Raw genomic sequence first — 26,880 nt, 5'->3', positions numbered from 1 at the left:
GCCCGAGCGCAACCAAAGCCGTCGACGCCGCCCTGCTCCTGGCGGAGATGGCCGTCCCGCCCCCCCCCCCCCCCCCCCGGGCCCAAAAACAGCCCCAGGTCCACACCCCCCCCCCGCCCCCCCCCCCGGGCCCGCGCCGGAGTTCTCACATCTGGGACATTTTTCTATGCGTAAGAAGACGTTCGCCGCGGCCGGACTGCTCGCCGCCGCCGCTCTGACCCTCTCCGCCTGTGGCAGCGGGGACGACGACAAGGCACCGATCGCCGTGGTCTCCGAGGAGTCCGGCTCGGCCGGGGCCGCGACCATCCTCGACAAGCCGTTCGAGAAGCCGGACCTGGTGCTGACCGACACGCACGGCAAGAAGTACGACCTGCGCGCGGAGACCAAGGGCCGGCCCACGCTGGTCTACTTCGGCTACACGCACTGCCCCGACGTCTGCCCGCTGACGATGAACAACCTCGCGGTCGCCAAGAAGGCGCTGCCGAAGGCGGAACAGGACAAGCTGCGGGTGGTGTTCGTCACCACCGACCCGGACCGTGACACCCCCGCCGAGCTGGGCAAGTGGCTGGGCGGCATCGACCCCCAGTTCATCGGTCTGACCGGCGACTTCCCCACCATCCAGGCCGGCGCCCGCTCCCTCGGCATCTCCATCGAGCCGACGACCAAGGACAAGAACGGCAAGCTGGTCTCCGTCCACGGCACCCAGGTCGTCGCGTTCTCGCCGAAGACCGACGGGGGCTATGTCCTGTACGGCGAGGACGCGACGGTCGACGACTACACCAAGGACCTCCCCGAGATCGTCAAGGGGGAGAACCCGTGAGGCGTCTCGCCGTGCCCGCCGCCGCGCTGGCGGCCGCGCTGGCCCTCGCGGGCTGCGGCGGCTCCGACGACTCGCCGGGCCATGCGAAGGGCGACTCGAAGGACGGCTCGAAGGCGAACCTCTCGGTCGGCTCCTCGTACATGCCGCAGCCGGTCTCGGCGGACATGGCGGCCGGGTTCCTGACGATAGTGAACAAGGGCGGTACGAAAGACGAGTTGACCTCGGTCAGCAGCGACGTGGCCGACCGGGTCACCCTGCACTCCACCACCGGCGGGTCCATGCGGGACGTCACCTCCTTCGCCGTCCCGGCCCACGGTCAGCTCGTGTTCAAGAGCGGCGGCAACCACCTGATGTTCGAGAACCTGAAGCGCAGGCCGAAGCAGGGCGACACGATCACGCTCCGGCTGAGCTTTGCCTCATCCGGCCCCCTCACCGTCGAGATGCCGGTGAAGTCGGCCACGTACAACCCATCGACCGGACACTGAGGAGGGACCATCTTGACGCGGACCATCACCCCCCGCCTGCGAACCCTGGTGCTGCTGTTCCTCGCCGTCGCGGGCGCGCTGCTCGCCGGCGCCGGTCCCGCGTCCGCGCACGCGGCGCTGACCGGCAGCGATCCCGCGCAGGGGGTGGTGGTCGACAAGGCGCCGGACCAGGTGTCGCTCACCTTCTCCGAGCAGGTGTCGATGGGCAGCGGCTCGCTGCGGGTCCTGGACCCGAAGGGCAAGCGGGTCGACTCCGGCGAGCCGTCCAACGTGAGCGGCACGACGTACTCCGTGCGGCTCGTCAGCGGGCTGAACGACGGCACATACACCGTCGCCTACCAGGTCGTCTCCGCCGACAGCCACCCCGTCGGCGGTGCCTACACGTTCTCCGTCGGCGCCCCCTCCACGACCACGGTCTCGGTCTCCGGCGACACGGCGGGCGGCGGTGTCGTCGGCTGGCTCTACGGGTTCGGCCGCTATGTCTCGTACGCGGGCTTCACCGTGCTGGTGGGCGGGGCCGCCTTCGTTCTGGCCTGCTGGCAGCGCGGCTCCGGAGTGCGGGCGGTGCAGCGGCTGGTCGTCGGCGGCTGGGTCGCGCTGACCGCGGCCACGCTCTGGCTGCTGCTCCTGCGCGGCTCCTACACCCGTTCCGGGGCGTTCGGCGACATCGTCGACCTGAACCTGCTCGGTCAGGTGCTGCAGACCAAGACCGGCGCCGCGCTGGTCTCCCGACTGCTGCTGCTCGCCGCCGCCGCGCTGTTCATCGCCGTGCTCTTCGGCGCCTTCGAGAAACGGGAGGACGAGGAGAAGCGCGATCTGACCTTCGGGCTCGCGGTCGGCGGGGCCGTGGTCGCCACCGGGCTCGCCGCGAGCTGGGCCATGGCGGAGCACGCCTCGACCGGTCTGCAGCCGGGCATCGCCATGCCGGTCGACGTGCTGCATCTGCTGGCGGTCGCCACCTGGCTGGGCGGTCTGGTCGCTCTCCTCGTCTCGCTGTACCGGGCGCCCGCGAAGACCCCGGTCGACTCCGCCGCCGTACGCCGCTTCTCGTCCGTCGCCTTCGGCTCCGTGCTCACAGTGGTCGCCACCGGCATCTACCAGTCCTGGCGGCAGCTCGGCGCCTGGTCGGCGTTCACCGACACGGGGTATGGGCAGCTGCTGCTCGTCAAGATCGGCCTTGTGGCGGTGCTGGTCGGCATCGCGTGGATCTCCCGGCGGTGGACGGCCCGGCTCACGGACGCCGCCGGTTCGAAGTCCGGGGCGGCGCGGTCCAACGCGGCGCGCTCGGAGAAGATGCGCCCCGAGAAGGTGCGCTTGGAGAAGGAGCGGTCCGGGACGGAGCGGTCCGGGACGGAGCGGTTCGAGAAGGAACAGTCCGAGAAGGAACAGTCCGAGAAGGAGCGCGTCACGGCGCCGGCCAAGGCCCGTGGGTCCGCCGGGTCCGCCGGGTCCGCGCGGTCCGCCTCCGGCGAGTCCACGGACAGCGCCGCCGGCACCAAGCGCGCCGCCCAGTTGGCCCGGCAGCGGGCCGCCGTGGACGCCGCCCGGCAGAAGCGGCTGCGGGACGGCGACCCGAGCCGTTTCGGCCTGCGCCGCTCGGTGCTCGCGGAGGCAAGCGTCGCCGTCGTCCTGCTCGCCGTCACCACCGCGCTGACGCAGACCGAGCCGGGCCGCACCGAACTGGAGGCGCAGGCCGCCCAGTCGTCGTCCGCGTCCTCCTCCTCGGCGTCGGACTCGTCCGGGGCGCTGACCCTGGACATGCCGTTCGACACGGGCGGCAAGGACGGCAAGGGCCTGGTACGGATCGATCTCGACCCCGCGCGCGTGGGCGGCAACGAGCTGCATGCCTATGTGCAGCGGCCCAACGGCCGGGCCTTCGACATCCCCGAGGTGAAGATCGCCTTCACCCTCGACGCGAAGAAGATCGGGCCGCTTCCCGTGACGCCCGACCGCATCGCCACCGGGCACTGGTCCGCGAGCGGAGTGCAGATCCCCATGGCCGGCGACTGGAAGATCGCCGTGACCGTGCGGACCTCCGACATCGACCAGACCACCATCTCCAAGAACGCGCAGATCGGCTGAACCGCACATGCCTGACCAGACCACGCCCTCCGAAGTGATCACCCCCGAGAACCCCGCCGCCGGGCGGAACGGCTCCGCGGCGGGGATATCGCGGCGCAAGCTGCTCGGCACCGCCGGCGCCACCGGTGTGGTGCTCGGCGCGGCGGGCGCGGCCATCGGCTACACGGCCGCGCCCGCCCAGGCCACGCCGCTGACCTCGCTGGGCGCCGGCCGAGCGATGTTTCACGGGAAACATCAGCCCGGCATCACCGAGGGCCTCCAGGCCCGCGGCCATCTCATCGCCTTCGACCTGGCGGCGGACACGGGCCGCCGGGAGGCCGCGGCCCTGCTGCGCCGCTGGTCGGCGACGGCCGAACGGCTGATGGCGGGCGAGCCGGCCGCGCACGACGACACCGACGTCGCCCAGGACGCCGGCCCGTCCTCGCTGACGATCACCTTCGGCTTCGGGTACGACTTCTTCACCCGCACCGGCCTGGAGAAACAGCGGCCGACCGCCCTCGATCCGCTGCCCGCCTTCTCCTCCGACCGGCTCGACAAGGCGCGCAGCGACGGCGACCTGTGGGTGCAGATCGGCGCCGACGACGCCCTGGTGGCCTTCCATGCCCTGCGCGCGCTCCAGAAGGACGCGGGCGCCGCGGCCCGCGTGCGCTGGCAGATGAACGGCTTCAACCGCAGCCCGGGCGCCACCGCCCGCCCGATGACGGCCCGCAATCTGATGGGCCAGATCGATGGCACCCGCAATCCGAAGCCGACGGACGCGGACTTCGACAAGCGGATCTTCGTGCCCACGTCGGGCGAGCCCGCCTGGATGGCGAGCGGCTCGTACGCCGTCGTACGCCGTATCCGCATGCTCCTAGACGACTGGGAGAAGCTGACGGTCGCGGCCCAGGAGGACGTCATAGGACGCCGCAAGTCGGACGGGGCGCCGCTGTCCGGGGGCGCCGAGACCACCGACATGGACCTGGAGAAGGCCGACCGCCAGGGCGACTACGTCGTCCCGAGCAATGCGCACGCCCGTATCAGCCGGCCCGACCAGAACGGGGGCGCGGCCATGCTCCGGCGCCCGTTCTCATACCACGACGGCCTCGATCCGGACGGGACGCCGGACGCGGGGCTGCTGTTCGTCTGCTGGCAGGCGGATCCGCTGCGCGGCTTCGTGCCGGTGCAGCGCAAACTGGACCGGGGCGACGCGCTGTCGAAGTTCATCCGGCACGAGGCGAGCGGCTTGTTCGCGGTCCCGGGCGGGGCGGCGCGGGGGGAGTACGTGGGGCAGCGGCTGCTGGAGGGCTGAGGCCACGGCTGCCGAATGCTGAGGCCACCGGTGGCGGGTGCTGAGGCCACGGGTCACGGGTGGGGTCGATTCACTCCCCGGAGGGGCTGTGGTGAGACACGTGGGCCGGGGTCGTCTGCGCCCATTAGGGTGAGGTCATGCCAGCGAGCTATGCGTATCTGGGTCCCGAGGGCACCTTCACCGAGGTCGCCCTGCGCACGCTTCCGGAGTCGGCCACCCGGGAGCTGATCCCGTATGTGTCCGTGCAGTCCGCGCTGGACGCGGTGCGCGCCGGTGAGGCCGAGGCCGCGTTCGTGCCCATCGAGAACTCGGTCGAGGGCGGCATCACGACCACCCTGGACGAGCTGGTCGCGGGCACACCTTTGATGATCTACCGCGAGGTGCTGCTGTCGATCACCTTCGCGCTGCTGGTGCGGCCCGGCACCCAGCTGTCCGACATCAAGACGGTCACCGCCCACCCGGCCGCCCAGCCACAGGTCCGCAACTGGCTCAAGGACAATCTGCCGGACGTCACCTGGGAGTCGGCCGCGTCGAACGCGGACGGCGCCCGCCTGGTCCAGGAGGGCCGGTACGACGCCGCCTTCGCGGGCGAGTTCGCCGCCGCCCGGTACGGCCTCGTCCCCCTGGAGACCGGGATCCACGACGCGGAGAACGCGCAGACGCGGTTCGTGCTGGTCGGCCGGCCCGCCCGGCCCGCCGCTCCGACCGGAGCGGACAAGACCTCCGTTGTGCTGTGGCAGCGCGACGACCATCCGGGCGGACTGCGTGACCTCCTCGGCGAGTTCGCCACCCGAGGCATCAACCTCATGCTGCTCCAGTCCCGGCCCACCGGTGCCGGCATCGGCAACTACTGCTTCTGCGTGGACGCCGAGGGGCATATCTCCGACCGCCGGATGGCCGAGGCCCTGATGGGGCTGAAGCGGATCTGTCTGCAGGTGCGGTTCCTCGGCTCGTATCCGCGGGCGGACGTCGGGACGGAAGGGGTACGGCCCACACTGCCCGGTACCTCGGACGCGGAGTTCGTGACGGCGGCCGACTGGGTGGCGCGGTGCCAGGACGGTCGCTTCTAGCCAGTCCTACCTGCATATCTTCGTTATCCACAGAAGTTATCCACAGGCACCCTTCTCGACCTGGGGACAAGTCGACAAGGGTGGGCCGACAGGTCGACAAATCTCCCTGGACGGCCTGAGTGAAGCCATCGTCACGCTGAGCATCCTTCGTCCACCCGTTTCCCCTGGTTCATCTTCTGGGGCGACCTCTTTCCACCCGAAAGTGGGTGTCGTCCCGGTTTGACCCGGGAATTCTCGCGCTTGACCGGGACTTCCGGAGTGATCAATTCCGAAATCCACAGTTCTTCCACACAGCCTGTGGATAACTCTTCCGAGGGTGTGGATTCCTGTGGACAACCGAGGGCTCAAGTCCCGTTCTCCACAAGGGATTCACGTCAACCCGACGCCTCGCGACTGCCTCGTCCCAGGGAGTGCGACGGTCTTCATTGACACACCTCGCAATTGCCGCACAGCGGAGCGTAGGCCGCGATTCGGAACGTGCTCGAATAGTGATTCGTGGGCGGCAACCGGCACCGGTAGCCTTGAGCCCGTGATTGACCTTCGCCTGCTCCGTGAGGACCCCGACCGTGTGCGCGCGTCCCAGCGCGCCCGTGGAGAGGACGTCGCGCTCGTCGACTCCCTCCTGTCCGCCGACGAGCGTCGCAGGTCGTCCGGCGTCCGCTTCGACGAGCTGCGCGCCGAGCAGAAACAGCTCGGCAAGCTCATCCCCAAGGCATCCGGCGACGAGAAGGGCGAACTGCTCAAGCGCGCCGAGCAGCTCAAGGCCGACGTCAAGGCCGCCGACGCGGAGCGCGACGCGGCCGACGCCGAGGCCCAGGAACTGCTCCTCCGGCTCGGCAACCTCGTCCACCCCGATGTGCCCGTCGGCGGCGAGGAGGACTTCGTCACGCTGGAGACGCACGGCACGATCCGCGACTTCGGCGCGGAGGGCTTCGAGCCGAAGGACCACCTGGAGCTGGGCCAGCTCCTCGGCGCGATCGACGTCGAGCGCGGCGCCAAGGTCTCCGGTTCGCGCTTCTACTTCCTCACCGGCGTCGGCGCCCTGCTGGAGCTGGCCCTGGTGAACGCGGCGCTGGCCCAGGCCACGGCGGCCGGTTTCACGCCGATGCTGACCCCGGCGCTGGTACGGCCGCAGTCCATGGCCGGCACCGGCTTCCTCGGCCAGGCGGCACAGGACGTCTACCACCTCGACAAGGACGACCTGTACCTGGTCGGTACCTCCGAGGTGGCGCTGGCGGCGTACCACATGGACGAGATCCTGGACGCCGACAGGCTGCCGCTGCGCTACGCGGGCTTCTCGCCGTGCTTCCGCCGCGAGGCCGGCTCGCACGGCAAGGACACGCGGGGCATCTTCCGGGTGCACCAGTTCGACAAGGTCGAGATGTTCTCCTATGTCGCCCCCGAGGACTCGCAGGAGGAGCACCGGCGGCTGCTGGAGTGGGAGAAGCAGTGGCTGACCTCGCTGGAGCTGCCGTTCCGCGTCATCGATGTCGCCTCGGGTGACCTGGGCTCCTCTGCCTCCCGCAAGTTCGACTGCGAGGCGTGGATCCCGACCCAGGGCAAGTACCGCGAGCTGACGTCGACCTCGGACTGCACCGAGTTCCAGTCCCGCCGCCTCCAGATCCGGGTCCGCGGGAAGTCCAGCGGCGGCGAAGCGGCCTCCGGCAAGGGTGCCGGTCGGGTGCCGGGCGGGCAGGTCCGTCCGCTGGCCACGCTCAACGGCACGCTGTGCGCCGTGCCGCGCACCATCGTGGCGCTCCTGGAGAACCACCAGCAGGCCGACGGCTCCGTGCGGGTGCCCGAGGTACTGCGCCCCTACCTGGGCGGCCGAGAGGTCCTGGAGCCGGTGGCCAAGTGACCTCCGGTTTCCCTTACGCACTCGTCGCCACCGACCTCGACGGCACGCTGCTGCGCGGCGACGGATCGATTTCGCAGCGCACCCGTGACGCGCTCGTCGCGGCCACCGCGGCGGGCGCCGCGCACATCGTCGTCACGGGCCGCGCGGTCCCCTGGACCCGGCATGTCCTCGACGATCTCGGCTACCAGGGCCTCGCGGTCTGCGGCCAGGGTGGGCAGGTGTACGACGCCGGGGAGCACCGTCTGCTGACGTCCGTGACCCTGGACCGTCAGCTGGCGAAGGTGGCCCTGGCCAAGATCGAGGCCGAGGTCGGCCCGCTGTTCCTGGCGGCGAGCCGGGGCGGTCTGGACGGCAAGGTGCTCGTCGGCCCCGGGTACGTGTCCACCGGGGGGCTGCCGGCGACGCCGTTCACCGACGCGGCCGATCTGTGGGCCGCCCCGCTGAACAAGATCTACCTCCAGCACCCGGAGCTGTCGGACGACGAGCTGGCCGAGGCGGCGCGAGGCGCCGCGGGCGGCTTCGTCACGGTGGCGATGGCCGGCGAGGGCATCGTCGAGCTGCTGCCGCTGGGCCTGTCCAAGGCCACGGGGCTCTCCCTGGCGGCCCGCCGCCTCGGCCTACAGGCGGCCGACACGATCGCCTTCGGCGACATGCCCAACGACATCCCGATGTTCGGCTGGGCGGCCCACGGGGTGGCGATGGCCAACGCCCACGAGGAACTGAAGGCAGTGGCGAACGAGATGACGACCTCGAACGAAGAGGACGGCATCGCCCGGGTACTGGAACGACTCCTGCCCTGAGAGCTGCGAACAGAATGGGCGCCCGGCGCGCGACGCCTGGCACGCACGCTCGCGGCGTTGCCGAAACGCCCTAGTAGCTCCGCTACGAGGACCTTCCGGCGCCTTGCGATCGCACGCACCAGACGCCGCAAGCTGATCGGACTCCCATTCTGTTCGCAGCTCTAAGCCACCCGGCCGACAGTGCCCGCGCGGCGGCCGACGTGGCCCGTCGCCAGCGAGGTCGGTTCCCGTCAAGGACGCGGGGCAACCAGCATGCTGGTCACACGGGCGGGCCCCTCCGCCACCCCCTCAGGGCCAACTCGGCTTACCTCATGACCAGTCGGCTCCCCCGCGCCACGGCAACCGACGTGACCGACTCGGCGGGCCCACGGCCCCATCCCCTCCCGGCCCCCGCACACCACCGACCCACGTCACCCCTCAAGCACCCGCCCCCGGCCATCAAACACAGACAGCCACCCCTGCCACCCCACAATCACCCAACACCCGCCACCACACCGGCAGTCCAGCTCCCCTCGCCACCGCAGGCAACCGGCTGCCGTGGGCCCGTGGCGCGGGGCGGCCTCTGCTGCAAGGCGGGCAGTGGTGCTCCCCCGGTCGGTTGAGGGACTGTGGTACAGCAAGCAACTCCGGTGCCGAGGCGGGCAGTCGGCCCCGGCTGGGGCGCCGGGGGCTCGGTCCGCCCCGGGGCCGAGAGAGGTCGGTCGAGTCACAGTGACAACGTCTTGCGGAGGATGCACGGATCGAACGTGCGCGGGCTTTCCAGGCCCGACCACGGCTTAGCAAGCCGGTGCCTTACCACTCGGCCAATCCTCCGGGTGGGCGGCCCACGCGAGAGCGACATCGCGTACTCGAAGCGGCCGCCCCGGGCAGCTCCCCGTGCGGGGCGGGCTCATACGGAGCGGGTAGTCACTCCGGAACCCGCCGCGGGCTGCCCTGTCGGGATCCGGGCGAACTGTCGTGCATGGACATCGCCCGGCTCCTCTCCCAGACCGTGACGCCGGGTCCCTCCCGGCGGTGCGGGCACAACCACTGTGCCGGGCCGCCGACTCGGACGCCACCGAATTAACCGGCCGACGCCGCTGACTCATCAACCGGCCGACGCCGCTGACTCATCAACCGGCCGACGCAGGCGTCGGCCGCGCGGCTACCGGCGGCGCCACCTGCGTCGCCGGGCCTTGCTGAAGAACCATCCCGTCGGCGACTCGTCCGACCGCCACGGCTGGGGTTCGGGCTCCTGCGCACGCCAGCGGGCGGCGAGCATACGGGCCCGCGCGGACGGCTCGGACCGGTCGGCGGCCCGTATGAAGTCGTCGTCCAGGACGACGCCGTCCCACGTCTCGTCCCCGGACCGCCCGCCACCGTCGTACCGCGGCGTCTCGTCAGCCATCCCGTGCCTCCCAGCAGTGCATCCCCTTTGCCTCAGTGTGCCGAGGCAAAGGTGAAGCCCCCGTCAAGACGGCGGTGCCTACTCCTCGCCGGCCAGCGTCAGCGAGCGCAGCTTCTGCCCCGCGTACCAGGTGGCCAGCACGGTGACCGCCACCAGCAGCACCGTCCCCGTGGTCAGTCCCACCTCCGAGGTGACCAGATCGCCGCCCGCGACCTTGTGGGCCACGGCCAACGACCACTGCTGGACGCTCAGCGTGCGCGCGCCGGGCACCAGGGAGCCGAACAGCGCCTCCCAGACGAGCGCGTAGACGAGTCCGAAGACCACCGCGTGCCGGGAGACCGTGCCGAAGAGGAGGAAGAGCGCCGCGTACGCGATCGAGGCGACCAGCGCGGCCACCGTGTAGGCGACGGCGATCTGCTGCCCGTTGCCGTTCAGGATCAGGCCCGCGATCAGTGTCGGCACCGCGGAGAACACCATGGTCACCGCGATCGCCACGATCAGCTTGGTGAAGATGATCGCCGGCCGCTTGATCGGCTTGGACAGCAGATACACCACGGAGCCGTCGTCGATCTCCGGGCCGATCGCTCCGGTGCCCGCGATGACGCCGATGATGGGCACCATGGTGGCGAGCGCGAAGCCGCCCAGAACGTCGGCGGCCGTCTGGTCGTCGGCTCCGGCGAGGGACCGCACGGCCAGCGCGATCACGATCAGCAGCAGTGGCAGCGCGCCGAGGATGAGGGCCCGGCGACGGCCGAGCAGGGCCCGGTAGGTGAGCCGGGCGACTGTGGGGTCGTACATCTTCGGCCTCCTACGCCGCGACCAGGTACGAGAAGACGGACTCCAGGGACTCGTCGGACGGCGAGACCGTGAGCAGCCGGATGCCGTGGTCGCGGGCGACCTTCGGCAGCAGGCTGGTGAAGCGGCCGAAGTCGACGGCCTGGACGCGCAGCGCGCCCTCGGTGACATCGACCTCGATGCCGGACGTCGACGGATCGGCGATCAGCGCCGCCGCGAGGGCCCGGTCGTCGCTCGAACGCACCAGGTAGCGGTGCGGACGGTCGGTCATCAGGCGGCGGATCCGGCGGAAGTCGCCGCTGGCCGCGTGCCGTCCGGCGACGACGACCTCGATGTGCCAGGCGAGTTGCTCGACCTCTTCGAGGATGTGCGAGGAGAACAGCACCGTGCGGCCCTCGTCGCCCATGCGCCGCAGCAGTTCCATGAGTTGCATGCGCTGGCGCGGGTCCATGCCGTTGAACGGCTCGTCGAGCAGCAGCAGCGACGGGTCGTGGACCAGCGCGGAGGCCATCTTCACCCGCTGGCGCATGCCCTTGGAGTACGTGGAGATCTTCCGGTCCTGCGCGTACTCCATCTCGACCGTGGCCAGGGCACGCCCGGCGGCCTTGTCGCCCAGACCGTGCAACTCGGCGTTGGCGACGACGAATTCGCGTCCGGTGAGGAAGTCGTACATCGCCTCGCGCTCGGGGACGATGCCGATGTGCTTGTAGATCTCCTCGTTGCGCCACACCGGCTGTCCGTCGAGGGTGACCGAGCCGGTGGAGGGGGCGAGGAAGCCGCCCATCATGTTGATGAGAGTGGACTTCCCGGCGCCGTTGGGGCCGAGCAGGCCGGTCACGCCGGGGCCGATCGTCATGGTGATGTCGTTGACGGCGACCACGTTGCCGAACCAGCGGGAGACGTGGTCGATGGAGAGCGTGGTCACATTCCCACCTTCTGGTAGCGGCGCATGAGGAGGCCGTAGCCGGCGGCGATCAGGCCCAGCGCGACGAGCACGTGGACCGCTCCCTCCCCGCTGGACGGGCCGACCCCGCCCGGGTAGGCGGAGGTGGCCCCCAGGAAGGCGGACTGTACGCCGTCGACCAGCGTGATCGGCGAGAACAGTCCGATCCAGGGGATCGCGCCGGTGCTGCCCTGTGCGTCGGCGATGGCCTGGAGGGTGGAGACGGCACCGTAGGAGATGGTGAGCACGGCGATCACGGCGGCGATGCCGAAGCCGCGGCGCGGGGTGACGGCCGCGATGACCAGTCCGATGCCGGCGAACAGCAGCGAGAGCAGTGCCACAGAGACCAGTCCCTGCGCGAATTCCTTCGTCTGGTGCGCGAACCCGAGCTTGGCCAGCAGCGCGCCCACGTAGAGCACGGTCAGCGGGGCCGCCGTCAGGATGAACAGCGCCGAGGCGAGCGCCGCGTACTTCGCGCGGACGTAGTCGGCGGTCTCGATCGGCCGCGAGAAGTACAGCGGCACGGTCTTGAAGCGCAGGTCCCGGGAGACGGACTGGGGCGCCTGCGAGGCGACGTACAGGCTGATGACCGCCTGCATGACGATCGCGTAGCGCGTGTAGTCCAGCGGCAGGTCCTTCGCCTTGGTGGCGACGGCGACCGCGACCATGATGGCGGCGGGCACACACATCACCACGAACAGCAGCATCGGCAGCACCTTGGACTTCGCCGAGCGGCCGAGGCCGTAGGCGCCGCGCAGGGACTGCGAGTAGAGGGAGCGCCGGGCGTAGGAACGGCCCAGGCGGGGCCCGTCGTAGGTGCGGTAGCCGATGTTGTGGATGCGGGTCTGGTCACCCGAGGGCGCGGCTGCGGGGCGCTCAACTGCCATGGCCGACCGCCTCCTTCCGCTGTTCGTCGTCGTCCCGGAACACCTCCGAGATGTGGTGCCTGCGCTGCTCCATGCGGACCAGGCCGAGGCCGAGGTCGGCGACGACATCGCGGACCAGGTCGTAGGTCTGTTCGCCCGACGCGGTGAGCAGCAGGATGTGTCCGGCGCCGGGCAGGCCGTCGCCCTCGTCGTGGATGTCCACCCCGCGCGCGTGGAGCGCGTCGCGCACCGCGCGGGTGCCGTTGGGGTGGGTGTCGCTGTCGGTGACCTCGATCGCGAGGGTGGTCGTGGTCTGCGTGAAGTCCTGGGTGGAGCTGGAGCGCAGGAGCTTACCGCCGTCGACCACGACGACGTGGTCGCAGGTGCGCTCCAGTTCGCCCAGCAGGTGCGAGGTGACCAGGACCGAGATGCCGAAGTCGGTGTGGATGCGGCGGATCAGGCCGAGCATCTCGTCGCGGCCGACCGGGTCGAGGCCGTTGGTCGGCTCGTCGAGGAAGACCAACTGCGGGTCGTGGACCAGGGCCTGGGCGAGCTTCACCCGCTGCTTCATGCCGGTCGAGTAGCCGCCGATGGGGCGGTAGCGCTCCTCGTACAGGCCGACGTGGCGCAGGGTGTCCGCGGTGCGCTCGCGGGCGGCGGTCGGCGGGAGACCGGACATGCGGGCCATGTGGACGACGAACTCGGTGGCCGAGACGTCGGGCGGCAGGCAGTCGTGCTCCGGCATGTATCCGACCCGCTCGCGGATGTCCGCGCCCTTGGTGGCGACGTCGAGGCCGAGCACCTCGGCGCGGCCCTCGGTGGCGGGGGAGAGACCCAGCAGGATCTTGATCAGCGTGGACTTGCCGGCCCCGTTGGCGCCCACGAGTCCCGTCACACCGGGTCCCACGTCCACGGAGAGCCGGTCAAGAGCGGTCACCCGGGGGAACCGCTTGCTCAGGCTTTCGGTCACGATCACAGTCACGCGTTCGACAGTAGTGACGCAGACCACGGCAGTCGTCAGACCGGAGAGCCGTCTTAGCGTCAGTCTCGAGTAGTACGGGTCCGTAGGGGACCCCCTGCTTGAGAGCTACGCAGAGTTATCCACAGCCTGTCATCCCGCCCATTGACGACGCCTCTCACAACTGTCACATTCACCACTGTCACGTTACGGGCGAGTATCGCAACCGGCGACCTGGGTGCCCGGTGCCCATACCCGCTCGGGAGCACGGGGAAGGCGGGGCGGTGACAGCATGACGACGGCGGTGACGGGCGGGCGCTCCGTGGAACTGCGGGGATTCAGACGGGTCCAGCGCCTCGCCTACGAGTGCGCGGAGGCGGTCGCGGCGCGGCTGGAGCCGGGCACGACCGAGCGCGAGGCCGCCCGCATGCAGCGGGAGTGGCTGCGCGAGCGCGGGGTGCGGGACTGGTTCCATCTGCCCTTCGCCTGGTTCGGGGACCGTACGGCGTTCGTGAACTTCCGTGTGCCGCTGCAGTTCTTCCCGACCAACCGCCGTCTCGAACCCGGGATGCCGTTCATCCTGGACATGGCGCCGGTGTACGAGGGATACACGGCCGACATCGGCTATTCGGGCTCGCTCGGCGACAACCCCGTGCAGGATCGGCTGATGGCCGACCTGGAGGCGCACCGCGAGCTGATCCTGCGCGAGGTGCGCGAGCGGCGCCCGCTGCGGGAGATCTACGCCGACGTGGACCGTCTGATGGTCCGCCAGGGTTATGCCAACCGGCATCGCGCGTATCCCTTCGGGGTGATCGCCCACAAGGTGGACCGGGTGCGGCAGCGCCGCTGGGCGCCGCATGTGTTCGGGTTCGGCATCCAGTCGCTGAAGGGGCTGGCGAGTGACGCGCTGCACGGCCACCGCGAGGGCTGGTCGCCCCTGTGGTCCCCGTACCGGTTCTCCGACCACCCGCCGCAGCCGGGCCTGTGGGCGGTCGAACCCCACCTGGGCTTCCGGGGTACGGGCGCGAAGTTCGAGGAGATCCTGGTGGTCACCGACTCACGGGACCCCGAAGAGAGCGCCTTCTGGCTGGAGGACGATCCGCCATGGAGGTCCCCGCGCGCGAGCGGGTTCGAGCGTGGGGGAGTGCGGCGCGGGGCGGAGGACGGGTGACGACACTGAAGGGCGCGCGGGAGCGCCGGGTGCGCACCGGCGGGGTCGAGCTGTGCGTGGCGGAGCTGGGCGACCCGGACCGGCCCACGGTGGTGCTGGTGCACGGCTATCCGGACAGCAAGGAGGTCTGGTCACAGGTCGCCGCCCGGCTCGCCGACCGCTTCCACGTGGTGCTGTACGACGTGCGCGGCCACGGCCGCTCGACGGCCCCGCGGCCGCTGCGCGGCGGCTTCACGCTGGCCAAGCTCACGGACGACTTCCTGGCGGTGGTGGACGCGGTCAGCCCCAGCCGGCCGGTGCACCTGGTGGGGCACGACTGGGGATCGGTGCAGTCCTGGGAGTTCGTCACGGTCCGGCGCACCGAGGGCCGCATCGCGTCCTTCACCTCGATGTCCGGTCCGTCCCTCGACCACTTCGGGCACTGGATCAACGCGCGCGTGAAGCGGCCCACGCCCCGCCGGGTGGGCCAACTCCTCGGCCAGGGAGCCAAGTCCTGGTACGTGTACCTGCTGCACACGCCCGTTCTGCCCGAGCTGGCCTGGCGCGGCCCGCTCGGCAAGCGCTGGCCGAAGATCCTGGAGCGGGTCGAGCGGGTCCCCGGCGGCGACTACCCGACCGCGTCCCTGCCCACGGACGCCGCGCACGGCGCCTGGCTGTACCGGGACAACGTGCGGTCCCGGCTGCGTCGTCCGCGCCCGGACGCGTACGCGCACGCGCCCGTGCAGCTCATCACGCCCCTGGAGGACGCGTTCCTGTCCGAGCGGCTGTACGACGAACTGGAGCGGTGGGCTCCGCAGTCGATCCGTCGAACGCTCCCGGCCGGGCACTGGATTCCGCGTACACGCCCGGACCAACTGGCGGCCTGGATAAGCGAGTTCGTCACCCGCATCGAGGGTGGACGCCCGGAGCCGACGCCGCCCGCGGGCCGGTACGCGGACCGCTTCGGCGGACAGCTGGTGCTGGTCACCGGTGCGGGCAGCGGCATCGGACGGGCGACGGCGTTCGCGTTCGCGGAGTGCGGCGCGCGCGTGGTGGCCGTCGACCGCGATGCGGAGTCGGCCGCCCGCACCGCCGAGCTGGCCCGGCTGCTCGGCGCCCCGGCCGCCTGGGCGGAGACCGCCGACGTCGGTGACGAACAGGCCATGGAGAAGCTCGCCGAGAAGGTCACCGCCGAGTACGGCGTGGTGGACGTGCTGGTCAACAACGCCGGCATCGGCCTGTCGGGGTCGTTCTTCGACACCACGCCGGACGACTGGCGCACGGTCCTTGACGTCAACCTGTGGGGTGTCATCCACGGCTGCCGCCTGTTCGGCGGGCGGATGGCCGCGCGCGGCCAGGGCGGCCACATCGTCAACGTCGCCTCGGCAGCGGCCTATCAGCCCTCCCGGGCACTGTCCGCCTACAGCACCTCCAAGGCGGCGGTGCTCATGCTCAGCGAGTGCCTGCGCGCCGAACTCGCGGGCCAGGGCATCGGGGTGACGGCGATATGTCCCGGGTTCGTGAACACCGACATCACCTCCACGGCGCGCTTCACCGGCGTGGACGACGAGGAGCAGCACCGCCTGCAGCGCCGCACGGCACGGCTGTACGGGCTGCGCAACTACCCGCCGGAGAAGGTGGCCGAGGCGATCCTGCGGTCGGTGGTGCGCAACGAGGCGATGGTCCCGGTCACCCCGGAGGCCCGCGGCGCACACCTCATGTCCCGTTTCCTGCCGGGGGCGTTGCGCCGAATCGCCCGGGTGGAGCCGAGGCTGTGAGGGCGGCGGACGGACGGCCACGGACCACCGGACCGAACCGGGCGAGCCGACCGGCCGGTTCAGGTGCCCTGCGCCGGGCCGGGCGAAACCCGCGCAGGGTGCGACGGTGACCGGCTCGGGCACTCCGCGCCGGGCCCGGCGGAACCCGAGGGAGGGCGCGAGGGTGACCGGTTCACGTACCCTTCGCCAGGCCCGGCGAACCCGAATCGGCCGAGCCCGCCGACCGGTTCAGGTGTCCCGCGCCAGGCCCGGCGGAACCCGAGGGAGGGCGCGAGGGTGACCGGTTCGCCGCCGGGTCCCGCCCACCGATCGAGGACTTGGCGCACCACACGGGCACCACGGTGCGCGCCCATCCGCGCCTACCAGGGCCGCGGCCTGCTGCCGCGCCTGCCTGCTGCCGCGCCCCGAGCGCCGGGGCCGGGACGATGTCTCTCGAACCCGTGCCGGACGAACCCGACTCCTTCCTCATGCCGAGCCCTCAAGCACCCACGGCGGCGGTGGAGTTGCACGCGGCCGGGGTTCCGCTCATCGCGATCGCGGGCCTGCTACGGGAGTTGAGGGTTCAGGTAAAGCACATCGCCGTTCGTTTCCCGGGGTTCACGGTCGAGCCGACTTCGCCCGCTGCCTGGAGGATCCCCGGCACCGTACGGACGCGAGAGCGGCCGAGGCGCCTCGCTGGTACGTCGGCTGCGGCCGCTCGTCCAGCAGACCGTGGACGCCGAACCGGCCCGCGCGATACGCCTGTTCGTCACCCGGCGGAGGCGCCGAGGGCACGGTGCGGGAAGGCGCGGCAAGCCGTGCGGGAGTCGCGTCGCGTGCCCATCGGCTGATCCGATCCGGGCCGTGGAGCGGCTCGTTGGCGCCGAGCAGTCCGCGACGTCCGTCGCCCCGGGCCACCGAACGCGCGGCACAGGCACGGGCCTTGGCCGGCCTGACGACAAGTCACCGCACTGACCGTGATCTTGGCGAATGCCCCTGAACCGTCCGCGAGTTATCCACAACTTCGCCAATTCCCCTGTGGATAACCGTACTTGGCTGTGGATCAAACCTCTACATAAAAATCGCCTGCGTGATCCACGTCTTCCCCGGCACCCTGATGGGGTGAACACGAGAGACAGAAGAGCAGAAGACGAGAGACGCACCGTGAAGGTGTCGAAGTACCTCTCGAAGCACCTGCGCCACCAGCCCGAGCGGATCGGCATCACGCTCGACGAGGGCGGCTGGGTCGAGATCGACACGCTGATCACCGCGGCGGCCGCGCACGGGTTCCGGTTCACCCGCGAGGAACTCGACCACGTCGTGGCCACCAACGACAAGCGCCGGTTCGCGATCGAGGGCACCCGGATCCGCGCCAGCCAGGGCCACAGCGTCGAGATCGACCTCGGCCTGCCCCCGGCGATCCCACCGGACCACCTCTACCACGGCACCGTCGCCCGGAATCTGGACGCGATCCGTGCCACCGGCCTCAAGCCCATGAACCGGCATGACGTGCATCTGTCGGCCGACCGCGAGACCGCGACCCGCGTGGGCGCCCGCCGCGGACGTCCCGTCGTGCTGTCGGTCGACGCCGCGGCGATGCACCGCGACGGCCACGTCTTCCACCTCAGCGCCAACGGGGTCTGGCTCACCAAGGCCGTACCGCCCCAGTACCTGCGCTTCCCCCAGAAGCACTGACGACCCCCGTACCTCTCGGCCCCTCGCCCCCTGGGCCGCGACGACGGCTCAGTCGGTGACGGTCAGCGGCCGACGGCAAGCTCGCTGAGGCGGTCGCCGATCGCGGAAACTCCCGGGCGGGGCTCATTGGCGTAGTACCAGGGCTTGCGTCGGCGCAGTAGCGCCTCGCCGTCCTCGCTCCAGGTGAATCCGGGCTTCCGCAGCAGCTTCCGGAACACGGTGTCCGCTGCCTCCGGATAGGCGGCGGCCAGTCGGCGGATCGGCAGTGGCGTGATCGACTCCTCGCGCAGATAGGTGCGCAGCAGGTCCTGGTGCTGTCTGCGGCCCGCGAGGGCCGGGTCCGCGAAGAGGTCCCGCAGCATCCCGTAATCCGCGTAGAAGTTGAGTCCGTCGACCTGGTCGTAGATGACGCCGATGGTGTGCGACTCCGCGAGTTCTCGTGGCAGCTCGAACAACGGCAGGTCCAGGCCGGGAACCCGCCGGCCCCGGGCACGGCTGGGCTGTCGGGCGACGGCGGCCTCTTGGCGGTGGCGGTAGTAGGCGTTGAGAAGGTCCTCGGCTTCGGCAGGCGGAAGGACCAGTTCGTCGCCGCCACAGAACTCGATGAACGCGGCCCGGTCCTCCCGCATCCGCTGCCATCCCTGCTCGATCTTCTCGGGGTTGCGGAAGACCAGTTCGGGTCGGCTGGTCGCCAGGTGGAGAGCCATCTGGGCGATCTCGGTGGCGCTGGACTTGGGGTAGCTCGACATCGCCCCGGACACCAGCCACGCCCCGGCGACCGAGTGGACCGGTACCAGGCAGGTGTGGAGGAAGCTCCCCTTGGGCACTCCGCGGAACGCCGCCCGCCCGACATTCGAGTACGTGCGGTACTCCAGGTCGTCGACCAGGTTCAGAAGGACGACGGCGGCTCCGTCCTTGCGCTGGATCTCGAAGATGCCCTCGACCGGGTCACGCCAGCCGAGCAGCATCTCCCGGTCGGCCGCGGTCAAGTCCTTCCGTCCGGCGACGAACCGGTCCACCACGGTCGCACCGTCCGGCAGACGGTACCGCAGGAGGAAGTGGTCGATGATCCGGATCGCCTCGCCCTCGTCCAACTGCCGCTCAGGCCCGGCGGCCTCCAGCAGAAGGGGCGTCAACCACCGGTCGAATCGGGCACTCTGCCCGAAGGCGACCAGCTGCCCTTTCAACTCGGCACTGCGCTCGATGAGATCGGTCAGTGACGGTTCACCGGCGCCCCGGTGCGCCCCCTGTACGACGTCAGCCACGCTCAGCCCTTCCCTACAGGCCAGTTCCATTCCATGTTGAAGTGCGACATGCCCGGCCTCAACGGGCCCAGTGACGGTACGCCTCGATCCACTCCGCGCCCTCTGGCGCCGGGCTGGGCACAGGCAGCTCCAGGATCCCGATCGACTGCCGCATGCCACCGCGAGAGCACAGGGCGACGATTCTGCCGTCCGGTGTGAGGTCGATGCGGCGCACGGTCACCTCGACGCCGAGAACCACGGTGCTGAAGGGCAGTCCGAGGTGCTCCTCAAGCATGGTGAACAGACCGGTCAGCTGCTCGTCCTCGTTGTAGGCGTCGACCGTCGCCTCTTCGATCATGGCCTCAAGCTCGGCCTTGTCCAACGCACCCATGGGGCGACACTAGCGACTCCCTGGTGACGCCGGGCCGCCCTGGCACCGTTCGTATCCCATCTCCCGGACGACGAGGGCGACATCGATGTCCGGATCGGCCAGGATCTGAGGGCGCTTCTCATCCAGTTCTCGCAGGTAGTTCATGGCCTGCCCACTGCTGTGTGGACCTCGGGACCGACGATCAGATGGCTACGGTGTCCTGTCACGAGCTTCTTGATGCCGGCTTGCTTGAGTTCGACACCATGCAGGGTGCCGTCCGGTCGGAGCAGCGCCAGGTCCAGCTGATCCAACCCGGGGTGCGCCCCGGAAGGGATCCGTGCTGCCGACAGAAACCTGCACCCCGTTCAGCTGGCGCACTCGGAAGACCGGCGTTCTCACGTCGCTTTCCGGCTCGGGGGAGTACGGGTTCTTATGCGTACCCGTAACCACCCAGCGCGCTACGGGTTGATCCGAAATGCCCTGGGGCTGTCAGCCCGGATTCGCCCCATTCCAGGGCGGTTTCATGCACCCTCATGCTGCCGAACGGCACTGACAGGCCCGCCCCGGTGCCATGGCATTGCAACATCGCCCATATGTCGACAGGGACGCGAATGTCTATCTGACGAACGCCCAGCGCCCCCGGTCAGGGCAAGGCTGCTGTCCGGGGCATCCGACCCCGCCAGTACCGCGCCTCGGTTCACCTGGTTGTCCTCACCGGAGCCCGCTGGTGGCCCGCGGCACCGGGATGCAGTCGTGAGGTCGAATTCGGCCCCGTTGCCAGGAGCGGTAACTCAGCGTTGGGCACGCACCCAGACACGAGCTGGTTACTCAGCGCCCGATCTTGCGATCCACCGTGCGACACCTTCGAAGGCGTTGAGTGCCTGCATGTCGTAGAGGCCAAGGAAGTCCTGACAGTCACGGCCGAGGCGGTTGTACAAGGCCGCGGCCCCTCGCGTGTCGCCCGACCGGCCGGTGAGTTCGGCGTGCTCTACGCGCGCCTCGATCACTTTCTGGCCATCCCGTCCGAACCGGAGTTCCAGTTCGAAGATGCAGCGATCCAGTACCCGGATACGCTCCGAATGACGAGCGTCGCCGTCCACAGCGTCAGACAAATCTGCCCTTCCGCTCGCATCGGCCGGGTCCTCAACACCCAGGGCATACTGGATATCTCCCACCACCTCCGCAACCACTTCGGCGCTTCACGGGCGACATGCCGGGTCCTTGGGCAAAAGAATCCGGACAATGGAGTCGAGTTGGTCGGGCACGCCTGGGCGGTAGACGCCCAGTCAGTCCCTGATATCGGCCTCGAACACCCACTCCCGACCGCGGTTGACGCGTACGCGCCACCCTGGATATGTTTCGCCGAACGAGCGCCAAACCCACCACACCCAATCGGTTACGTACCGGTTAACAGTGGCGGGAGCCAGGAGCCCCGCGAGGGATATCTGCCGTTCCTGAACGCGCTCACAGGCTGCCCCACCACAAATCCCCCACAATTGCGGGAGGAATTACATGTCGCTGCGCTCACGAACGAGCCGCAGAGCACGCTTAATCCTGACATCGGCGGTCGTCGGTGGCCTCGCCCTGACCGGTATCACGACCCTCGGCGCCGGCCCGGCCACAGCCGTCACCGCCACCACGGTCAGCGCCAAGGGAAGCACGCAGGCGTCGCCCGTCACCCGCGCCGAGGTCCTGCTGCGCGCGGCCAGCTGGCTCACCGCCAACGGCGGTTCCCAGGTTCCCTACAGCCAGGGCAAGAACTGGACCGACGGCTACCGCCAGGACTGCTCCGGCTTCGTCTCCATGGCCCTCGGACTGAACGGTTCCCCCAACACCGTGGGGCTGGCGACCAGTCGGAGCATCACCAGGCCGATCACTGTTGAGGATCTGCGGCCCGGCGATCTTCTGATCGACTCCACAGGCAACAACAACACGCGCCACGTGGTGATGTTCGATGGGTGGACGGACAACACGCACACCGCGTACCGCGCGTACGAGCAGCGCGGCCATCACGGGACCGACCACCGTGTGCTCAGCTACGGGCTGAACCCTGGCAGTGAGTACAAGCCGTACCGACCGGTGAAGTTCAGCGACTCCGACACCGGCCAGCACATCCCGGCCAACCCGTCGAAGCCCCAGACCCCGGCCCAGTCGGAGTTGAAGTTCGGCAGCATAAGCGACGCTGTCAAAACCCTCCAGAAACTGCTCAACAGCCTCGGGTTCAAGCTCGATGTCGACGGCGAGTTCGGCCTCGGCACCGATGCGGCGGTGAAGGAATTCCAGCAGGCCCACGGGTTGGATGCCGACGGCGAGGTGGGCCCGAAAACCTGGAAAGCGCTGAAGCAGGCAGCCAAGCCCCAGGCTCCGGCCAAACCTCAGGCTCCGGGCAAGCCCCAGGCTCCGGGCAAGCCCCAGGCTCCGGCTCCGGCCAAGCCCCAGGCCCCGGGCAAGCCCCAGGCTCCGGCTCCGGCCAAGCCCCAGGCTCCCGCCAAGCCCCAGGCTCCGGCCAAGCCCCAGGCCCCGGGCAAGCCCCAGGCTCCGGCCAAGCCCCAGGCCCCGGGCAAGCCCCAGGCTCCGGCTCCGGGCAAGCCCCAGGCACCGGCCCCGGCCAAGCCCCAAGCTCCGGCCAAGCCCCAGGCACCGGCTCCGGCCAAGCCCCAGGCACCGGCTCCGGCCACGGGGACCAACCCGGGTCCGAGCAGGGGCACCGGCACCGGCACGACTCCCACCACAGGAACCGGCACGCTTCCCAGCAGGGGCACGGCCACCGGCACGACTCCCGCCACAGGAACCAACCCGGGTCCGAGCAGGGGCACCGGCACCGGCACGACTCCCGCCACAGGAACCGGCACGCTTCCCAGCAGGGCCGAAGCCACCGGCGCGGCCAGGGGCGGCTCGTCGGCACCCACGTCGCCCGGAACGCCTGGTCCGATCGCCGGTCTGGACCCGATGCAGGGCGCCACGAGTCCGAGCGGCAACACCCCGCCTTCGACCAACGTTGGCTGGACCAGCTCCGGCGGCGCCGGTGACTCCAGCCAGTTCAACACTGGCTACACCGGTAACACCGGCGTCATCCCCCAGTCCGGCAGCGGTGCCTGGAGCAACGGCGCCGGCAACACAAGCAATTTCAACATCGGTAACACCGGCGTCATCCCGCAGTCCGGCAGCGGTGCCTGGAGCAACGGCGCTGGCAACACCAGCCAGTTCAACGGCTCCACCAGCAACCCCGCCAGCCCCCCGCTCACCCTGAACCCAGGTGGCAGCATCGGCGGTGGGCTCAGCACGGTCAACCCCGGTGCCTATGGCGGCGGCTTCGGCTCCGGCAACCCCGGCGTCGGCGGCATTGGCTCTCCCTCGATCGGTCTCAACCCTGGCGGGGGCGGCGGCATCGGCACCACCCCCGGCACTGGCCCGGCCCCCAGCCCCGGCACCAGCGGCGTCGGAGGCTGGACCGGGGTCTGACCCTGCCCCACATCACCGCCCCAGCCTCCAACGGCAACAGCGGTGACGGCTAAGGCGCCTGCGCCTGCGCCTGCGCCTGCGCCTGGAAGACTCATGAAAATCTTGCTGAGGGGCTGTCCGGCCGTGTGCCGGATGGCCCCTCGGTCTATGTGGTGGCCGGGTTGACCGTCCAGGTGCCGCTCGTGCGGGTGAGTCCGAGGTTGATCAGCGCGAGTGCCGCTCTCGAAACGCGAAGCCTCGACTCGTGCCAACCCAGGCTCTGGGCCAGCGCTCGCTCGGTGAGTCCGGCTCCTTGGCGGATCTCGGCCAGGCGTTGCCCGAGCGCCTTGCGGGCTTCCTGGACACTCGAAGATGGCGATGACATATCAATGTGACGGTGCTGTTCGGTCTGTCAGGTCAACTCCAACTCAACGTGGGGCGTTGCTCGCTGCCACACGGCCTCGAAGGCCGACTCGCAGAGCTTCGCCACCTCCGGGTCTTCCGTGAGTTCGACCTCCATGTTCTCGCCCTCGCCGTCGAAGTGGTTGAACGTCCTGCGGGAACAGCTCTTCCGGTCACAGAAGTACCGGCGCACCCGAAGCCGGACCACGACCCGGCGAGGGCCCAATAGCCTTTCGTCCAGGGCACGTTGGCACGTGCTGTGTGTGTGCACCTCGCCTGCTTCCGGCAGCCCGGGCACCGGCCCCGGTAGAACGGTGGACCCCGCCTCCACCTCAAGGAGGTCGGAGGAGTCGCTGACCGCGCTCCACTCGCACATCGATCCCGGGAAACAGCACAGCCTCGACCGTCTTGCTCGCCATGGCAGGAAACACTCTGCCGAAACGATCCCTCGTTCCCCTCCCTGACCTGGGGATTCACGGAACTGCGGACAGAGCCAAACTCAAAGAGCCCCATCAGGGGCCGTTTCTCTGGACGAAGCCTCATCAGGCGGCCTTCTCGTTCCGCGATCCGGTCATCAGGTCGGCCAGCCGTGCCGCGCTGTGTGGGCTGACCGTCGTGGTGAGTCCGGCGCAGACGCGTCGCAGGGCCTGAACCCGGGCATCCTCCTGTCGTGCGGCTCGGGTCGTCGTGGGGGTGGTCGGCGCTGTGCTCGCCTCGGGCAGCAGGCGCACGGGCAGCTCCTTGTGGACGGTGCGGGGATGGCAGTTCCCGCACTGCGCAGGCCGTCGGGCGGTCGGTACATCGCGCCGTCTCCGGGCGCTCCAACACCCGAGGACATGCGTGCCGCTGAAGGAGTGGTGTGGCACCTGCCTGCCCGTACGAGGGTGTCGGTTCGTCGGCACGCTCCCTTATTTCGTCGGCGGCGCCCAGTCGAGAGTCCGCCGCGCATTCTCGATCACGCAGGGTGCCGTCCGGTCGGAGCAGCGCCAAGTCCAGCTGATCCCGCACCGTGAGGTTGCGGCGAGCGGTTCCGGGGAGGAACTCGCGACCAAAGATCCAGGTCATGCGCTGGACGAGCTTCTACAGGGTTCCCTCGCTGCTTGCGGGATCTTCAGCCGCCTCCCGCAGTTCGTCCAGGTCCGCCTGCCGTCGGGCTCGTTGGACCATGGCGGCGAGAAGCTGGGCTTCGTCAACCCCGCCGAGTGACGCGGCGATAGCCGGCTCGCGCTCCAGCAGGGCGAGCAAGTCCCGAATCGTGGTGGCGGCCGACAGGTCGCTGGAGGGATTCAAGGTGAGATTGACCCGGGGTGCGCCCCGGAAGGGATCCGTGCTGCCGACAGAAACCTGCACCCCGTTGAGCCGACGCACTCGGAAGATCGGCTTCTCACGTCGCTTTCCAACTCGGGGGAGTACGGGTTCCTATGCGTACCCGCAACCACCCAGTGCGCTACGGGTTGACCGGACCGCGCACGTCTCCCCACGTCGGCGAAGCCAGCGGCCCGCAACACATCGGAAGAGACCGGGGTAGCCGACATGAGACCCTCGAACTCAACGGTGACCCTGACCAGTGATCCTTCTGAGTCGTTAACGTCTTCAACGTCTTCCGTATCCTGAGATCCGAGCCGAAGACGTCTTCTGGATCGCGTCGGCGTCGTGCCGACGATCTCGCCCATCGCCACGATGCCGCCGCCCTTCCCGCCACGCCAAAGGAGCACGGCGTCCCCCTTCTCCGCGTCGGGGCCGGTAACCGCCGAAAAGGACGGATCCCAGCCCTTCAGTCCCCGCGCCATCTCGTACGCAGACGCCTTTTACTCGGCAATCATCAGCCAATACTTCACATGTTCTCCCCAATCTCGGTTCCAAGCACCCTCACGCTGCCGAACGGAACTCACAGGCCCGCCCCCGTGCCATGGCATTGCGCCATCGCCCATATGTCGACAGGGACACGAATGCCTGTCTGACGAACGCCCAGCGCCCCCACTCAGGGCAAGGCTGCTGTCCAGGGCATCCGACCGTCACGGCCAAGGCGGTTGTACAAGGCTGCGGCCCCTCGCGTGTCGCCCGACCGGCCGGTGAGTTCGGCGCGCTCTACGCGCACCTCGATCACTTTCTGGCCATCCCGTACGAACCGGAGTTCCAGTTCGAAGACGCGGCGATCCAGTACCCGGATACGCTCCGAATGACGAGCGTCGCCGTCCACAGCGTCAGACAAATCTGCCCTTCCGCTCGCATCGGCCGGGTCCTCAACACCCAGGGCATACTGGATATCTCCCACCACCTCCGCAACCACTTCGGCGCTTCACGGGCGATATGCCGGGTTCTTGGGCAAAAGAATCCGGACAATGGAGTCGAGTTGGTCGGGCACGCCTGGGCGGTAGACGCCCAGTCAGTCCCGGATATCGGCCTCGAAAACTCACTCCCGATCACGGTTGACGCGTACGCGCCACCGCGAGTATGTTTCGCCGAACTAGCGCTCAACCCCCACACTCAATCGGATTACGCACTAGCTAATCGTGGCGGGAGCCAGGAGCCTCGCGAGGGATATCTGCCGTTGCTGAACGCGCTCACAGGCTGCCCCACCACGATCCCCTTCAGACAATTGCAGGAGACATCACATGTCGCTGCGCTCACGAACGAGCCGCAGAGCACGCTTAATCCTGACATCGGCGGTCGTCGGTGGCCTCGCCCTGACCGGTATCACGACCCTCGGCGCCGGCCCGGCCACAGCCGTCACCGCCACCACGGTCAGCGCCAAGGGAAGCACGCAGGCGTCGCCCGTCACCCGCGCCGAGGTCCTGCTGCGCGCGGCCAGCTGGCTCACCGCCAACGGCGGTTCCCAGGTTCCCTACAGCCAGGGCAAGAACTGGACCGACGGCTACCGCCAGGACTGCTCCGGCTTCGTCTCCATGGCCCTCGGACTGAACGGTTCTCCCAACACCGTGGGGCTGGCGACCAGTCGGAGCATCACCAGGCCGATCACTGTTGAGGATCTGCGGCCCGGCGATCTTCTGATCGACTCCACAGGCAACAACAACACGCGCCACGTGGTGATGTTCGATGGGTGGACGGACAACACGCACACCGCGTACCGCGCGTACGAGCAGCGCGGCCATCACGGGACCGACCACCGTGTGCTCAGCTACGGGCTGAACCCTGGCAGTGAGTACAAGCCGTACCGACCGGTGAAGTTCAGCGACTCCGACACCGGCCAGCACATCCCGGCCAACCCGTCGAAGGCCCCGAACTCCCAGCCGGAGTTGAAGTTCGGCAGCATAAGCGACGCTGTCAAAACCCTCCAGAAACTGCTCAACAGCCTCGGGTTCAAGCTCGGTGTCGACGGCGAGTTCGGCCTCGACACCGATGCGGCGGTAAAGGAATTCCAGCAGGCCCACGGGTTGGATGCCGACGGCGAGGTGGGCCCGAAAACCTGGAAAGCGCTGAAGCAGGCAGCCAAGCCCCAGGCTCC

The 26,880-nt window shown here is 69.6% G+C and carries 25 protein-coding genes and 1 tRNA gene; 12 read left to right on the top strand and 14 right to left on the bottom strand.

The window, feature by feature from the left end; translation table 11 throughout:
- The first annotated feature begins 166 nt into the window (after window positions 1-166).
- The 7 genes from ACWEKM_RS38185 (at window position 167) to ACWEKM_RS38155 (ending at window position 8,406) form a co-directional block, all read left to right on the top strand.
- The gene (locus ACWEKM_RS38185) at window positions 167-820 is read left to right on the top strand and encodes an SCO family protein (protein WP_451625886.1); all 654 of its coding nucleotides are present in this window, start codon (window positions 167-169) and stop codon (window positions 818-820) included.
- Window positions 817-1,305 carry a copper chaperone PCu(A)C gene (locus tag ACWEKM_RS38180; protein ID WP_451625885.1) on the top strand — a complete coding sequence of 163 codons (489 nt, stop codon included), beginning with the start codon at window positions 817-819 and terminating at the stop codon, window positions 1,303-1,305. The genes ACWEKM_RS38185 and ACWEKM_RS38180 overlap by 4 nt, the downstream gene beginning before the upstream one ends.
- A 12-nt stretch (window positions 1,306-1,317) precedes the next feature.
- On the top strand, window positions 1,318-3,387 hold the full coding sequence (locus tag ACWEKM_RS38175; protein ID WP_451625884.1) for a copper resistance CopC/CopD family protein: 2,070 nt from the start codon (window positions 1,318-1,320) through the stop codon (window positions 3,385-3,387).
- Window positions 3,388-3,394: 7 nt separating this feature from the next.
- Complete coding sequence (efeB, locus tag ACWEKM_RS38170) at window positions 3,395-4,678, top strand: iron uptake transporter deferrochelatase/peroxidase subunit (RefSeq protein ID WP_451625883.1); 1,284 nt, start codon at window positions 3,395-3,397, stop codon at window positions 4,676-4,678.
- A 137-nt stretch (window positions 4,679-4,815) separates the two neighbouring features.
- Entirely contained in the window at window positions 4,816-5,748 is a 933-nt protein-coding gene (gene pheA, locus ACWEKM_RS38165) for a prephenate dehydratase (protein ID WP_451625882.1), read from the top strand.
- Window positions 5,749-6,277: 529 nt separating this feature from the next.
- On the top strand, window positions 6,278-7,606 hold the full coding sequence (gene serS, locus ACWEKM_RS38160) for a serine--tRNA ligase (RefSeq protein ID WP_451625881.1): 1,329 nt from the start codon (window positions 6,278-6,280) through the stop codon (window positions 7,604-7,606).
- Entirely contained in the window at window positions 7,603-8,406 is an 804-nt protein-coding gene (locus ACWEKM_RS38155) for an HAD family hydrolase (protein WP_451625880.1), read from the top strand. Before serS ends, ACWEKM_RS38155 begins: the two co-directional genes overlap by 4 nt.
- 725 nt (window positions 8,407-9,131) lie before the next feature.
- Here the strand turns inward: ACWEKM_RS38155 and ACWEKM_RS38150 are convergent.
- The 6 genes from ACWEKM_RS38150 to ACWEKM_RS38125 all read right to left on the bottom strand — a co-directional run bounded on the left by ACWEKM_RS38150 (window position 9,132) and on the right by ACWEKM_RS38125 (window position 13,373).
- A tRNA-Ser gene (locus ACWEKM_RS38150) sits at window positions 9,132-9,219 on the bottom strand.
- A 331-nt stretch (window positions 9,220-9,550) separates the two neighbouring features.
- Window positions 9,551-9,793, bottom strand: coding sequence for an SGM_3592 family protein (locus ACWEKM_RS38145; RefSeq protein WP_451625879.1), 243 nt, complete (start codon window positions 9,791-9,793; stop codon window positions 9,551-9,553).
- A gap of 78 nt (window positions 9,794-9,871) precedes the next feature.
- Window positions 9,872-10,591 carry an ABC transporter permease subunit gene (locus ACWEKM_RS38140; RefSeq protein ID WP_451625878.1) on the bottom strand — a complete coding sequence of 240 codons (720 nt, stop codon included), beginning with the start codon at window positions 10,589-10,591 and terminating at the stop codon, window positions 9,872-9,874.
- Window positions 10,592-10,601: 10 nt separating this feature from the next.
- The gene (locus ACWEKM_RS38135; RefSeq protein WP_451625877.1) at window positions 10,602-11,513 is read right to left on the bottom strand and encodes an ABC transporter ATP-binding protein; all 912 of its coding nucleotides are present in this window, start codon (window positions 11,511-11,513) and stop codon (window positions 10,602-10,604) included.
- Window positions 11,510-12,418: an ABC transporter permease gene (locus tag ACWEKM_RS38130; protein WP_451625876.1), complete on the bottom strand. Its 909-nt coding sequence runs from the start codon at window positions 12,416-12,418 to the stop codon at window positions 11,510-11,512. Before ACWEKM_RS38130 ends, ACWEKM_RS38135 begins: the two co-directional genes overlap by 4 nt.
- Window positions 12,408-13,373 carry an ABC transporter ATP-binding protein gene (locus ACWEKM_RS38125; RefSeq protein WP_451625887.1) on the bottom strand — a complete coding sequence of 322 codons (966 nt, stop codon included), beginning with the start codon at window positions 13,371-13,373 and terminating at the stop codon, window positions 12,408-12,410. The genes ACWEKM_RS38130 and ACWEKM_RS38125 overlap by 11 nt, the downstream gene beginning before the upstream one ends.
- A gap of 274 nt (window positions 13,374-13,647) precedes the next feature.
- On the opposite strand from ACWEKM_RS38125, the gene ACWEKM_RS38120 reads away from it, so the two are divergent.
- The 3 genes from ACWEKM_RS38120 (at window position 13,648) to ACWEKM_RS38110 (ending at window position 17,957) form a co-directional block, all read left to right on the top strand.
- A complete protein-coding gene (locus ACWEKM_RS38120) occupies window positions 13,648-14,526 on the top strand; it encodes a M24 family metallopeptidase (protein WP_451625875.1) in 879 nt (292 codons plus the stop codon).
- Window positions 14,523-16,283, top strand: coding sequence for an SDR family oxidoreductase (locus ACWEKM_RS38115; protein ID WP_451625874.1), 1,761 nt, complete (start codon window positions 14,523-14,525; stop codon window positions 16,281-16,283). The genes ACWEKM_RS38120 and ACWEKM_RS38115 overlap by 4 nt, the downstream gene beginning before the upstream one ends.
- 1,101 nt (window positions 16,284-17,384) lie before the next feature.
- The gene (locus ACWEKM_RS38110; protein ID WP_451625873.1) at window positions 17,385-17,957 is read left to right on the top strand and encodes an RNA 2'-phosphotransferase; all 573 of its coding nucleotides are present in this window, start codon (window positions 17,385-17,387) and stop codon (window positions 17,955-17,957) included.
- A gap of 62 nt (window positions 17,958-18,019) precedes the next feature.
- Here ACWEKM_RS38110 and ACWEKM_RS38105 read toward each other — a convergent pair whose 3' ends face one another.
- From ACWEKM_RS38105 to ACWEKM_RS38095, 3 genes are all read right to left on the bottom strand, one after another.
- A complete protein-coding gene (locus tag ACWEKM_RS38105) occupies window positions 18,020-19,222 on the bottom strand; it encodes a hypothetical protein (protein WP_451625872.1) in 1,203 nt (400 codons plus the stop codon).
- A gap of 58 nt (window positions 19,223-19,280) precedes the next feature.
- The gene (locus ACWEKM_RS38100) at window positions 19,281-19,592 is read right to left on the bottom strand and encodes a hypothetical protein (RefSeq protein ID WP_451625871.1); all 312 of its coding nucleotides are present in this window, start codon (window positions 19,590-19,592) and stop codon (window positions 19,281-19,283) included.
- An 803-nt stretch (window positions 19,593-20,395) separates the two neighbouring features.
- A complete protein-coding gene (locus tag ACWEKM_RS38095) occupies window positions 20,396-20,761 on the bottom strand; it encodes a hypothetical protein (protein ID WP_451625870.1) in 366 nt (121 codons plus the stop codon).
- Window positions 20,762-21,083: 322 nt separating this feature from the next.
- On the opposite strand from ACWEKM_RS38095, the gene ACWEKM_RS38090 reads away from it, so the two are divergent.
- Window positions 21,084-23,033, top strand: a complete 1,950-nt coding sequence (locus ACWEKM_RS38090; protein ID WP_451625869.1) for a peptidoglycan-binding protein — start codon at window positions 21,084-21,086, stop codon at window positions 23,031-23,033.
- A 145-nt stretch (window positions 23,034-23,178) separates the two neighbouring features.
- Here ACWEKM_RS38090 and ACWEKM_RS38085 read toward each other — a convergent pair whose 3' ends face one another.
- The 5 genes from ACWEKM_RS38085 to ACWEKM_RS38065 all read right to left on the bottom strand — a co-directional run bounded on the left by ACWEKM_RS38085 (window position 23,179) and on the right by ACWEKM_RS38065 (window position 25,704).
- Window positions 23,179-23,397 (bottom strand): hypothetical protein, encoded by a 219-nt coding sequence (locus ACWEKM_RS38085; RefSeq protein WP_451625868.1) that lies wholly within the window; start codon window positions 23,395-23,397, stop codon window positions 23,179-23,181.
- 27 nt (window positions 23,398-23,424) lie between these two features.
- The gene (locus tag ACWEKM_RS38080) at window positions 23,425-23,790 is read right to left on the bottom strand and encodes a DUF6879 family protein (protein WP_451625867.1); all 366 of its coding nucleotides are present in this window, start codon (window positions 23,788-23,790) and stop codon (window positions 23,425-23,427) included.
- Between the two features lie 166 nt (window positions 23,791-23,956).
- Window positions 23,957-24,145, bottom strand: coding sequence for a hypothetical protein (locus ACWEKM_RS38075; RefSeq protein ID WP_451625866.1), 189 nt, complete (start codon window positions 24,143-24,145; stop codon window positions 23,957-23,959).
- 349 nt (window positions 24,146-24,494) lie between these two features.
- Entirely contained in the window at window positions 24,495-24,704 is a 210-nt protein-coding gene (locus tag ACWEKM_RS38070; RefSeq protein ID WP_451625865.1) for a hypothetical protein, read from the bottom strand.
- A gap of 691 nt (window positions 24,705-25,395) precedes the next feature.
- Window positions 25,396-25,704: a hypothetical protein gene (locus ACWEKM_RS38065; protein WP_451625864.1), complete on the bottom strand. Its 309-nt coding sequence runs from the start codon at window positions 25,702-25,704 to the stop codon at window positions 25,396-25,398.
- Between the two features lie 325 nt (window positions 25,705-26,029).
- Between ACWEKM_RS38065 and ACWEKM_RS38060 the strand changes: the two genes are divergently transcribed.
- On the top strand, window positions 26,030-26,880 hold an 851-nt coding region (locus tag ACWEKM_RS38060), incomplete at its 3' end, for a peptidoglycan-binding protein (protein ID WP_451625863.1).

The sequence above is a fragment of the Streptomyces sp. NPDC004752 genome, assembly GCF_053601275.1.
The sequence above is the reverse complement of the archived record's forward strand: the minus strand, read 5'-3'. Positions and strand labels throughout refer to the sequence as shown.

Excerpts from the sequence above, each read along its gene's own strand:
- ACWEKM_RS38120 (WP_451625875.1), top strand. The coding sequence starts at position 13,648 with ATGACGACGGCGGTGACGGGCGGGCGCTCCGTGGAACTGCGGGGATTC.
- ACWEKM_RS38185 (WP_451625886.1), top strand. The coding sequence starts at position 167 with ATGCGTAAGAAGACGTTCGCCGCGGCCGGACTGCTCGCCGCCGCCGCT.
- pheA (WP_451625882.1), top strand. The coding sequence starts at position 4,816 with ATGCCAGCGAGCTATGCGTATCTGGGTCCCGAGGGCACCTTCACCGAG.
- efeB (WP_451625883.1), top strand. The coding sequence starts at position 3,395 with ATGCCTGACCAGACCACGCCCTCCGAAGTGATCACCCCCGAGAACCCC.
- ACWEKM_RS38080 (WP_451625867.1), bottom strand. The coding sequence starts at position 23,790 with ATGTGCGAGTGGAGCGCGGTCAGCGACTCCTCCGACCTCCTTGAGGTG.
- ACWEKM_RS38100 (WP_451625871.1), bottom strand. The coding sequence starts at position 19,592 with ATGGGTGCGTTGGACAAGGCCGAGCTTGAGGCCATGATCGAAGAGGCG.
- ACWEKM_RS38140 (WP_451625878.1), bottom strand. The coding sequence starts at position 10,591 with ATGTACGACCCCACAGTCGCCCGGCTCACCTACCGGGCCCTGCTCGGC.
- ACWEKM_RS38090 (WP_451625869.1), top strand. The coding sequence starts at position 21,084 with ATGTCGCTGCGCTCACGAACGAGCCGCAGAGCACGCTTAATCCTGACA.
- ACWEKM_RS38085 (WP_451625868.1), bottom strand. The coding sequence starts at position 23,397 with ATGTCATCGCCATCTTCGAGTGTCCAGGAAGCCCGCAAGGCGCTCGGG.
- ACWEKM_RS38145 (WP_451625879.1), bottom strand. The coding sequence starts at position 9,793 with ATGGCTGACGAGACGCCGCGGTACGACGGTGGCGGGCGGTCCGGGGAC.
- ACWEKM_RS38130 (WP_451625876.1), bottom strand. The coding sequence starts at position 12,418 with ATGGCAGTTGAGCGCCCCGCAGCCGCGCCCTCGGGTGACCAGACCCGC.